Annotated in this window: 12 protein-coding genes and 1 pseudogene; 12 read left to right on the top strand and 1 reads right to left on the bottom strand. The window is 41.2% G+C overall.

What is annotated here, in order from left to right:
* The first annotated feature begins 1 nt into the window (after position 1).
* From AC4IFT_RS15865 to AC4IFT_RS15875, 3 genes are all read left to right on the top strand, one after another.
* Positions 2-205, top strand: a complete 204-nt coding sequence (locus AC4IFT_RS15865; protein ID WP_206084808.1) for a YheV family putative zinc ribbon protein — start codon at positions 2-4, stop codon at positions 203-205.
* A gap of 87 nt (positions 206-292) precedes the next feature.
* Positions 293-898, top strand: a complete 606-nt coding sequence (gene slyD / locus AC4IFT_RS15870) for a peptidylprolyl isomerase (protein WP_206084807.1) — start codon at positions 293-295, stop codon at positions 896-898.
* A gap of 253 nt (positions 899-1,151) precedes the next feature.
* Positions 1,152-2,489: an arylsulfotransferase family protein gene (locus AC4IFT_RS15875; protein ID WP_490751842.1), complete on the top strand. Its 1,338-nt coding sequence runs from the start codon at positions 1,152-1,154 to the stop codon at positions 2,487-2,489.
* A 4-nt stretch (positions 2,490-2,493) separates the two neighbouring features.
* Here AC4IFT_RS15875 and AC4IFT_RS15880 read toward each other — a convergent pair whose 3' ends face one another.
* Positions 2,494-2,715 carry a SlyX family protein gene (locus AC4IFT_RS15880; RefSeq protein ID WP_206084806.1) on the bottom strand — a complete coding sequence of 74 codons (222 nt, stop codon included), beginning with the start codon at positions 2,713-2,715 and terminating at the stop codon, positions 2,494-2,496.
* Between the two features lie 257 nt (positions 2,716-2,972).
* Here AC4IFT_RS15880 and fkpA point away from each other — a divergent pair, with 257 nt between their 5' ends.
* The 9 genes and pseudogenes from fkpA to AC4IFT_RS15925 form a co-directional block, all read left to right on the top strand.
* Positions 2,973-3,716 (top strand): FKBP-type peptidyl-prolyl cis-trans isomerase, encoded by a 744-nt coding sequence (gene fkpA / locus AC4IFT_RS15885; protein WP_490751844.1) that lies wholly within the window; start codon positions 2,973-2,975, stop codon positions 3,714-3,716.
* A 1,073-nt stretch (positions 3,717-4,789) separates the two neighbouring features.
* Positions 4,790-5,494 carry a helix-turn-helix transcriptional regulator gene (locus AC4IFT_RS15890; RefSeq protein WP_206084803.1) on the top strand — a complete coding sequence of 235 codons (705 nt, stop codon included), beginning with the start codon at positions 4,790-4,792 and terminating at the stop codon, positions 5,492-5,494.
* The gene (gene tusD / locus AC4IFT_RS15895) at positions 5,491-5,895 is read left to right on the top strand and encodes a sulfurtransferase complex subunit TusD (RefSeq protein WP_490735240.1); all 405 of its coding nucleotides are present in this window, start codon (positions 5,491-5,493) and stop codon (positions 5,893-5,895) included. Before AC4IFT_RS15890 ends, tusD begins: the two co-directional genes overlap by 4 nt.
* A gap of 16 nt (positions 5,896-5,911) precedes the next feature.
* Positions 5,912-6,271, top strand: coding sequence for a sulfurtransferase complex subunit TusC (gene tusC / locus AC4IFT_RS15900; protein ID WP_490735238.1), 360 nt, complete (start codon positions 5,912-5,914; stop codon positions 6,269-6,271).
* 57 nt (positions 6,272-6,328) lie between these two features.
* Positions 6,329-6,616: a sulfurtransferase complex subunit TusB gene (gene tusB / locus AC4IFT_RS15905; RefSeq protein WP_490751846.1), complete on the top strand. Its 288-nt coding sequence runs from the start codon at positions 6,329-6,331 to the stop codon at positions 6,614-6,616.
* Between the two features lie 136 nt (positions 6,617-6,752).
* Positions 6,753-7,127 (top strand): 30S ribosomal protein S12, encoded by a 375-nt coding sequence (rpsL, locus tag AC4IFT_RS15910; protein WP_004265905.1) that lies wholly within the window; start codon positions 6,753-6,755, stop codon positions 7,125-7,127.
* A gap of 97 nt (positions 7,128-7,224) precedes the next feature.
* Positions 7,225-7,695 (top strand): 30S ribosomal protein S7, encoded by a 471-nt coding sequence (gene rpsG, locus AC4IFT_RS15915; protein WP_219245461.1) that lies wholly within the window; start codon positions 7,225-7,227, stop codon positions 7,693-7,695.
* A gap of 85 nt (positions 7,696-7,780) precedes the next feature.
* Entirely contained in the window at positions 7,781-9,907 is a 2,127-nt protein-coding gene (gene fusA / locus AC4IFT_RS15920; RefSeq protein ID WP_490735233.1) for an elongation factor G, read from the top strand.
* A 78-nt stretch (positions 9,908-9,985) separates the two neighbouring features.
* A pseudogene (locus AC4IFT_RS15925) lies at positions 9,986-10,063 on the top strand (GTP-binding protein); the annotation flags it as partial.

Here is a 10,063-nt window from a genome sequence, read left to right on the forward strand (position 1 = left end):
AATGGCTTCAACACGTAAGCGTTTTATTGCAGGCGCGACCTGCCCGAAATGCCAATCACAAGATACGCTGATGATGTGGCGTGAAGATAAAATTGATGTGGTAGAGTGCGTTAATTGTGGTGACCAACAGCGTCAAGCAGGGGAAGTTGCCACTGAACATGTGAGGCAAAAAGAACAGGTCATTGGTATTTTTACACCTGAATAAGAGAAATTTGTCAATTCTCAATACATCACCCTTGTTTTTCGGTACAATTGGCAAAAAATTTTCCCCTTACGGGTAGTAGGAGATGTCATGAAAGTAGCAAAAGACTTGGTGGTAAGCTTGGCTTATCAAGTAAGAACAGAAGACGGTGTTTTAGTTGATGAGTCCCCGGCAAGCGCGCCACTGGACTACTTGCACGGCCGTGGTTCTTTAATTTCTGGTCTGGAAAAAGCATTAGAAGGTCGTTCTGTTGGTGAAAACTTCGATGTTGAAGTGGCGTCTGACGATGCATACGGTCAATACGATGACAACTTAGTTCAGCGCGTTCCTAAAGACGTCTTTATGGGTGTTGATGAGCTGGAAGTTGGCATGCGTTTCTTAGCTGACACTGACATGGGCCCTGTTCCTGTTGAAATCACAGGGATTGAAGGCGATGAAGTTATCGTTGATGGTAACCACATGTTAGCAGGTCAAAATCTGAAATTTAATGTTGAAGTCATGGGCATCCGTGAAGCAACAGAAGAAGAAATCGCACATGGCCACGTTCATGGCGCAGATGGTCACGACCATGACCATGACCACGAAGGTGGTTGCTGTGGCGGTGGCGGTCATAGCCACGGTTCAGAAGGCGGTTGCTGTGGTGGTGGCGAAGGTCACGGCCATGGTCACAAACAAGGCGGTTGTGGTTGTCACTAATCCCTAAAACAAATTGATGAAATAAAAAATAAGTTCATTTTTGTTTCAAAAAAAGCCCATCATTTCATTATGTTGGGCTTTTTTATTGCGCCTATTTCCTGCGTTAAATCCCCACCTTTATCCAATCTGATAGTTAATGATATTTATTGTAAGCCAATAGATTATCTCCGTGATTTATACTTTTCGTTGTCTGCAAAGAGAACAGCTTTGAGCTGGTTATGGATCATAAAATTGATAACTTAGGAAATCGCTAATGGGTTGCCCAACAATTTATCCTACAAAAACGACTATTTATAAATCAAGTGAGGCATGGAATGGCTATACATTATTCTATGTTGCGAATAAAGGAACTTTACTTATTGATATGAATGGCAATGAAATTCATGTTTGGCCCGAAAATACGGGGGTTCCTTGTAAAATGTTGCCTGAAGGAAACTTGCTATGTTTTGACCAAACAAAAAATGATAATAAATATCGTGAGCATACTCGCTTGGTGCAGTGGGACTGGCATAATCACGAGGTTTGGTCATTTGATTGTGTTGAATCATTGACGGATGATGCAGGAGAACAGTATTGGTCTGCAAGAGCGCATCATGATTTTCAACGAGAAGGAAATCCTGTCGGGTATTACGCTCCAGAGCTGACACCCTACCTTCATGATGGAAAAACACTACTGCTTTGCCATCGTAATATTAAAAATACCCAAATATCAGACAAACCATTACTTGATGACGTATTCGTTGAGGTAGATTGGCAAGGAAATATTGTATGGACATGGGCTCTCAGTGACCACTTTTCAGAACTTGGCTTTTCTGAAACCGCAAAGAATGTCTTTTATCGTAACCCAAACCTGACATCTGATGATGTAGGTGATTATTTACATATCAATAGCTTATCTCGACTTGGCCCCAACAAACATTATGATAATGGCAATAATGATTTTCATCCTGAGAATATGATTTGGAGCTCTAGGGAAGCGAATATCATTGGGATTACTAGTCGCGCAACAGGAAAAATTGTTTGGCGAATGGGGCCTGATTATACTCAGGAAAAATTCAAGCATTTAGGGGCAATTATCGGCCAACATCATGCACACCTAATTCCTCAAGGGTTACCAGGAGCAGGAAATATTCTACTTTTTGATAATGGCTGGCAAGCAGGTTATGGGCAAGCTACACCAACATCACCTTATGGATTAAAAAATGCGAGCCGTGACTATTCTCGAGTTCTGGAGATAGATCCTATTAGTTTGGATATTGTTTGGCAGCATTCTGCAAATGAACAGGGATTTAAAATGCCAACCAATCGTTTTCGATTTTATAGTCCACACGTCAGTAGCGCACAACGGTTACTCAATGGTAATACATTGATTACCGAAGGCACAGATGGACGAATTATTGAAGTTACTAAGGAAAATAGAATTGTTTGGGAATATATTTCCCCTTATACCGACGACCAATACGCATGGGATAATATGATTTACCGGGCTTATCGAGTTCCCTATGAATGGGTACCGCAATTAGATAAGCCCGAAGAGGTCGCATTGCCTGATATTGATATCTCCCAATTTCATATCAGGGCAAATGGCTGAGAGACTAATAATGTGGCGGCGGTGTTTCTTCTTCTGGTCGCGCCAAATGGGAATCTTGCGACGATTTCAACCTTTCCGTCACGATGCGTAAATGTTCCTGCATCCGCGTCAACTGCATTTGCTGGTCAGTAATCACTTGATTTAGCTGTTCGATAGCTAATTCTTGGAAAGCCACTTTGCTTTCTAAAAGTTCTAAACGTTGTTCAAATGAATGAGATGAGTCCATTTTCGACTCTCCTTAGGCGTTTTCATCATAATCAAACCATCATAATAACCGAACATTACAAATCAACAGATAAGTTTTAGTTAAACATATAGGCGATGAAACCTCTTTTTGTTAATGTTGTCTGAAGAAATGATTATACTGTTTCTATACAAATAAATAATGAGCACCCAAAGCATTAGGGTCATTATCATAAAATGAATGGTAAACATTGGGTTTACTGTTCAAATAGGTTGGCATTAAAATCATCGGAGATTAGGATGAAATCACTGTTTAAGGCAAGTCTTCTGGCAACAACGTTGGCACTTACTTTCACTGCTCCGCAAGTTATGGCAGCGGAAGCCAAAGCACAAAGTAGCGCATTTAAAAATGCAGAAGAGCGTAATGCTTATGCACTGGGCGCTTCTTTAGGTCGCTACATGCAAAATTCTTTAGAAGAACAAAAAACCATTGGCATTAATTTGGATAACGCACAATTATTGGCGGGTGTTCAAGATGCATTCAATGGTAAAAGCAAAATGACCGATGCAGAAGTTGAAGAAACACTGCGTCAATTCGAAGGGCAAGTGAAAGCAGCCGCCGACAAAAAAATGAAAGATGAATCCGCCAATAATGAGAAAAAAGGCGCTGAATTCCGTGAAAAATACGCTAAAGAAAAAGGCGTAGTGAAAACCAAATCTGGCTTACTGTACAAAATTGAAAAAGACGGTACAGGCGCTAAACCTAAAGCAGATGAAACCGTTGTCGTGCATTACAAAGGCTCTCTGATTGATGGTACTGAATTCGATAGCTCTTACTCACGTAACGAGCCGCTGACTATCCCATTAAACTCAGTCATTAAAGGCTGGACTGAAGGTTTAGTAAACCTGAAAAAAGGCGGCAAAATTCAGTTAGTAATTCCAGCTGATTTAGCCTATGGCGAAAATGGCGTTCCGGGTATCCCAGCTAACTCAACTTTAGTTTTTGATGTTGAATTATTAGATATCAAACCAGCGGCTAAATAAAATAGATTTTAGTTGTCATCAAGCCCGAGGCATTTGTCTTGGGCTTTTTTATACAAATAAGAAAATTAAGCTATACATGGTTATCGATTAAACCACACTAAAAATTAAGATGCTTTTGTTTTTGCCATGAAAGCTCCTTATTTAAAAATAAAGAAAATGCAGTGGATAATACGGTTAAAAATATAAATGTTTTAGGTGAATTTCTAATGATATGGAAAGGTGTAAAGTGTGAAATATCAACATTTGATAAGTAGAAAATAAAAAGGTTAATCACATCAACGATTAATGTTAATGAAATGGCTAACACAAAAATACGTTTAAATATGGATTTAATATGTAATGAATAATTTAGCACAGAGGTAAGTAGCAGTGACCGCATTAGCATAATCAGTAAGGTAAATACGATTGAATAGATAGTCTGCTCATCAACCTCTATTGTGACAACACCAGTGATGAGCAGTAATAAGTCGTATATTTCACTAAATGAAACTATTAGGAAGTAAATAATTAGCATGTAGATTTTCCGTTTAATCAAAATAAACCTCATTAATTAATTTGGCATGTAGATAGAATTACATCATTATTAAGTTTGAATAATTGAATATAATATCTTGATACTATTCTGGCCAAATAAAATGGTAAGAAATTATAATTTTATTGTTTTAATTATGATTTCGGTTTAAATGTATTATTAATGAAAACTCATTGCAGTGAATGAACTGTATATATTTAACAGCAGTAAGTTGGTTTTTTTTCGTTATAAATTATGCGAAATCAAGGCTTATGATCCAGTTTTAGATAAGTCACTGCCTGGCGTTGCAACAGAGTCTAACCGTGGTGAATTTTCGGCAAAAAAATCCCCAAATTGTTTAAAACTTGTGATAAAACAGACTGTCTTGCATTCATTCGCTTGACGGCGACGTCTTGGAGTTTTAACTTCAGAAGACTCTATTTTATTATTTATCATCACAATTGTTGATTATACGCGGTGCAATAAAGGCAAATTAGTCGAATAATGAATGCCTTATTAGTCAACTGGATGAAATGTTTACATTAGAAGGATGATGTTGAAAATGTCAGATTCTTTACAGTCACACGACCTCAGCGATATTAATATACTGGATAACCAGCCTTTTGCTGAAACCGACCACGAAATCTTAAAATCATATGAAGCGGCGGTTGATGGCTTAGCAATGCTAATTGGTGGGCACTGTGAGATTGTTCTTCACTCATTGGAAGACCTGAATTGTTCTGCGGTGAGGATTGCAAACGGTCAGCACACAGGGCGTAAAATTGGCTCCCCAATTACTGACCTTGCGCTGCGTATGCTGCACGATATGGCAGATGAAGAATCTAGCGTCTCTAAAGCCTACTTTACTAAAGCGAAAAGCGGCGACTTAATGAAATCAGTGACGATTGCGATCCGCAACCGTAAGCAGCGTGTCATTGGTTTACTGTGCATCAATATGAATTTAGATGTACCTTTCTCCGAAATTATTCAATCATTTGTTCCAGAAACAAAACAAGAAGTGACTTCAGATGTGAACTTTGCTTCGTCTGTTGATGACTTAGTGGCTCAAACATTAGAATACACCATTGAAGAAGTGGGCGCTGATCGTAACGTATCGAATAATGCGAAGAATAAACAAGTCGTTCTGAACCTCTACGAAAAAGGTATTTTTGATATCAAAGATGCGATTAACCAAGTAGCAGACCGCTTAAATATCTCAAAACACACCGTTTATTTATACATTCGTCAGTTTAAGAGTGGTGAATGAGTCACGCTAATCCATTAACGTACTGCATCTTGGTGACGGGCCCTGCGTATGGGACACAACAAGCTGCAAGTGCGTATCAATTTGCCCAAGCCCTTCTTGCAGAAGGGCACACGTTAAAAACCGTGTTTTTTTATCGTGAAGGCGTTCTGAACGCAAACTTACTCACATCCCCCGCAACGGACGAATTCAATTTGCTCGCGGCTTGGCAGCAATTGGCAAAAGAGGCGGGTTGTGAAATGCACATTTGTGTTTCTGCGGCGCTACGACGTGGTGTGGTTGATCAAGAACAGGCTCAAAACTTATCATTACCCGTTAATAATTTAGCTGATGGATTTATTATGAGTGGGTTAGGTAGCTTAGCTGAAGCGATGATGACAACAGATAGAACCCTTCAATTTTAGGAAAGTAAGGTATCGCGTGAAAAAAATCGCCTTCGTTTTTACAACAATGCCACATGGAAATGCAAGCGGGCGTGAAGGGTTGGATGCCTTACTGGCAACGTCTGCGTTAACGGATGAAATTGAGGTGTTTTTTATTGCTGATGGTGTCTTCCAACTGTTAGCAAACCAACAACCTAAAGCTATTCTTGCACGGGACTATATTGCAACATTTAAAATATTGCCGTTATATGACATTGAAAATATTTATCTTTGTCAGGAATCACTTCGAGAGCGCGGATTATCAGAAATAAACGAGTTTGTACTTACTCCTAAAACTCTCAGCGCACGTGAAATTCAGCTAAAATTAGCCGATTGTGATGTGGTATTGAAATTTTAACCAATTGTTCATATTTTAAGCTTGGGTTGCGTTTTGATCTATAGTAGGATCGTTTCTATGCTTTATACATTAGCAACATCTCCGTTTAACTGTGATTTTCCGGCCATACTTCGCCTAATTACAGATAAAGACGCGGTTTTATTGATGCAAGATGGCGTGGCTACTGCAATATCGCAGTCACCTTACCTTGATGCATTGCAAAAAACGGGGGCACAATTATATGCCTTGGATGTCGATATTAATGCTCGAGGGTTGCAAAATACCCTATCACCCGCCGTTTCTGTGATCACATATCAAGGTTTTGTGAAGCTAACAGAAGTCCAAAAGCAACATTTAGCCCTGTAAAGGCACTAAAAGTTGTATATTTCTTGACACCTGACTCAGTCGGCAATAAAATTTCGCGTCCTCGTGTATCGTCATGTTGGCGAACGAGGTCAAAATCCGTGTTTACGAAGCAAAAAAACCAGGAGCTTTTTTAATAATGGCAACTATTAATCAGCTGGTACGCAAATCTCGTAGCTCGAAAGTTGTTAAAAGCAACGTTCCAGCACTGGAAGCTTGCCCGCAAAAACGTGGCGTATGTACTCGTGTATATACTACCACTCCTAAAAAACCAAACTCAGCATTACGTAAAGTATGCCGTGTTCGTTTAACGAATGGTTTCGAAGTATCTTCCTACATCGGTGGTGAAGGCCACAACTTGCAGGAACACTCCGTAATCCTTATCCGTGGCGGTCGTGTTAAAGACTTGCCAGGTGTGCGTTATCACACCGTTCGCGGCGCACTGGACTGTTCTGGTGTTAAAGACCGTAAGCAAGCTCGTTCTAAATACGGCGCGAAAAAACCTAAGGCTTAATGGATTACCGTTAAGTAAGGCCAAACATTTTAATCTTAATGTCAAAATACTCTCGTAGAGTTTTGGACAAACCTGAATTAACAACGGAGTCATATCCATGCCACGTCGTCGCGTAATAGGTCAACGTAAAATTCTTCCAGATCCTAAGTTCGGATCAGAATTACTGGCCAAGTTTGTAAATATCCTGATGGTAGACGGGAAAAAATCTACTGCTGAAGCAATCGTATATACTGCGCTTGAAACTCTGGCTCAGCGTTCTGGTAAAACTGAACTTGATGCATTCGAATTAGCACTGGATAACGTGCGTCCGACTGTGGAAGTTAAATCCCGCCGTGTTGGTGGTTCAACTTACCAAGTTCCAGTTGAAGTTCGCCCGGTTCGTCGTAATGCCCTGGCAATGCGTTGGATCGTTGATGCTGCTCGTAAACGCGGTGATAAATCTATGGCACTTCGCCTAGCAAATGAATTATCAGACGCTGCTGAGAACAAAGGTTCATCCGTTAAGAAACGTGAAGACGTTCACCGTATGGCAGAAGCTAACAAGGCGTTCGCACACTACCGTTGGTAATTTCTTACCAATCTTAGTGATGTATCTCAGGGTAGCTTTTGCTGCCCTTTATATGAAGAATTGAACGCCCACGAGAGAGGAAAAAATGGCCCGTCAAACGCCCATCGCGCGCTACCGTAATATCGGTATCAGCGCACACATCGACGCAGGTAAAACCACTACTTCTGAACGTATTCTGTTCTATACTGGTGTAAACCATAAAATCGGTGAAACCCACGAAGGTTCAGCAACAATGGACTGGATGGAGCAGGAGCAAGAGCGTGGTATTACTATCACGTCTGCTGCGACTACTGCATTCTGGTCTGGTATGGCAAAACAATATGAGCCACACCGTATCAACATCATCGACACCCCGGGACACGTTGACTTCACAATCGAAGTAGAACGTTCTATGCGTGTTCTTGATGGCGCAGTAATGGTTTACTGTGCAGTTGGTGGTGTTCAGCCACAGTCTGAAACTGTATGGCGTCAGGCTAACAAATATAAAGTTCCACGTATCGCGTTCGTTAACAAAATGGACCGTATGGGTGCGAACTTCTTACGTGTTGTTGAGCAATTAAAAACACGTTTAGCGGCTAACGCAGTTCCACTGCAATTACCAGTCGGCGCAGAAGAGTCGTTCACTGGTGTTGTTGACTTGCTGAAAATGAAAGCAATCAAGTGGAGCGATGAAGACCAGGGCGTTACCTTCGAATACGAAGATATCCCTGCGAACATGCAAGAAGCAGCTGAAGAGTGGCACAACAACCTGATCGAAACCGCAGCAGAAGCATCAGAAGAACTGATGGAAAAATATCTGGGCGGTGAAGAACTGACTGAAGCAGAAGTTAAAGCTGCATTACGTCAACGTGTTCTTGCAAGCGAAATTATCCTGGTTACCTGTGGTTCTGCATTTAAGAACAAAGGTGTTCAGGCGATGCTGGATGCAGTTGTTGATTACTTACCTGCGCCAACAGATGTACCTGCAATCAATGGTATTCTGGACGATGGTAAAGACACGCCTGCTGAGCGTCACGCAAGTGATGATGAGCCATTCTCATCATTAGCATTTAAAATTGCAACCGACCCATTCGTTGGTAACTTAACGTTCTTCCGTGTTTACTCTGGTGTTGTTAACTCAGGTGACACAGTTCTGAACGCAGTGAAATCGAAAAAAGAACGTTTTGGCCGTATCGTTCAGATGCACGCTAACAAACGTGAAGAGATCAAAGAAGTTCGCGCTGGTGACATCGCGGCGGCTATCGGTCTGAAAGACGTAACTACAGGTGATACTTTATGTGCAGTTGATGCACCAATCATCCTGGAGCGTATGGAATTCCCAGAGCCAGTAATCTCTGTTGCAATCGAACCAAAAACGAAAGCTGACCAAGAAAAAATGGGTATCGCATTAGGCCGTCTGGCTCAAGAAGACCCATCATTCCGCGTATCAAGTGATGAAGAGACTAATCAGACTATCATCGCTGGTATGGGTGAATTGCACTTGGACGTTCTGGTTGACCGTATGCGTCGTGAATTTAAAGTTGAAGCGAACGTTGGTAAACCTCAAGTTGCTTACCGTGAAGCAATCACTGCTAAAGTGACTGACATCGAAGGTAAACACGCGAAACAGTCTGGTGGTCGCGGTCAGTATGGTCATGTCCTTATCGATATGTTCCCACTGAACAAAAACGATAAAGACGGCCTGCCAATGGACTACGAATTTGTCAACGAAATCAAAGGTGGTGTAATTCCAACTGAATACATCCCTGCGGTTGACAAAGGTATCCAAGAGCAGCTGAAATCTGGCCCATTAGCTGGCTACCCTGTTGTTAACATGGGTGTTCGTCTGCATTTCGGTTCTTACCATGATGTTGACTCCTCTGAACTGGCGTTTAAACTTGCGGCTTCAATCGCGTTTAAAGATGGCTTCAAAAAAGCTAAACCTGTTCTGCTTGAGCCAATCATGAAAGTCGAAGTGGAAACACCAGAAGACTACATGGGTGATGTTATTGGTGACCTGAACCGTCGTCGTGGTATGATTGAAGGTATGGATGACCTGCCTACTGGTAAAGTCGTTCGTGCACAAGTACCATTGTCAGAAATGTTCGGTTATGCTACTGACCTGCGTTCTCAGACACAAGGTCGTGCTTCATACTCTATGGAGTTCCTGAAGTACAATGAAGCACCAAACAACGTTGCACAGGCTGTTATCGAAGCTCGTAACGCTAAATAATCGATTTTACATCGGTTAACTACTTTAATTTAAGTTCCTTCTTTATCGTGAAGAGGGAACTCCATAAGGAATAGAGTCGTGTCTAAAGAAAAATTTGAACGTTCAAAACCGCACGTTAACGTTGGTACTATCGGCCACGTTGACCACGGTAAAACT

This window comes from Providencia sp. UF-183, from assembly GCF_058246155.1.

What these genes read in the sequence shown, in the direction of transcription:
- AC4IFT_RS15890 (WP_206084803.1), top strand. Translation starts at nt 4,790, where the DNA reads ATGTCAGATTCTTTACAGTCACACGACCTCAGCGATATTAATATACTG.
- AC4IFT_RS15880 (WP_206084806.1), bottom strand. Translation starts at nt 2,715, where the DNA reads ATGGACTCATCTCATTCATTTGAACAACGTTTAGAACTTTTAGAAAGC.
- fusA (WP_490735233.1), top strand. Translation starts at nt 7,781, where the DNA reads ATGGCCCGTCAAACGCCCATCGCGCGCTACCGTAATATCGGTATCAGC.
- AC4IFT_RS15865 (WP_206084808.1), top strand. Translation starts at nt 2, where the DNA reads ATGGCTTCAACACGTAAGCGTTTTATTGCAGGCGCGACCTGCCCGAAA.
- rpsG (WP_219245461.1), top strand. Translation starts at nt 7,225, where the DNA reads ATGCCACGTCGTCGCGTAATAGGTCAACGTAAAATTCTTCCAGATCCT.
- slyD (WP_206084807.1), top strand. Translation starts at nt 293, where the DNA reads ATGAAAGTAGCAAAAGACTTGGTGGTAAGCTTGGCTTATCAAGTAAGA.
- fkpA (WP_490751844.1), top strand. Translation starts at nt 2,973, where the DNA reads ATGAAATCACTGTTTAAGGCAAGTCTTCTGGCAACAACGTTGGCACTT.
- tusD (WP_490735240.1), top strand. Translation starts at nt 5,491, where the DNA reads ATGAGTCACGCTAATCCATTAACGTACTGCATCTTGGTGACGGGCCCT.
- AC4IFT_RS15875 (WP_490751842.1), top strand. Translation starts at nt 1,152, where the DNA reads ATGGGTTGCCCAACAATTTATCCTACAAAAACGACTATTTATAAATCA.
- tusB (WP_490751846.1), top strand. Translation starts at nt 6,329, where the DNA reads ATGCTTTATACATTAGCAACATCTCCGTTTAACTGTGATTTTCCGGCC.
- rpsL (WP_004265905.1), top strand. Translation starts at nt 6,753, where the DNA reads ATGGCAACTATTAATCAGCTGGTACGCAAATCTCGTAGCTCGAAAGTT.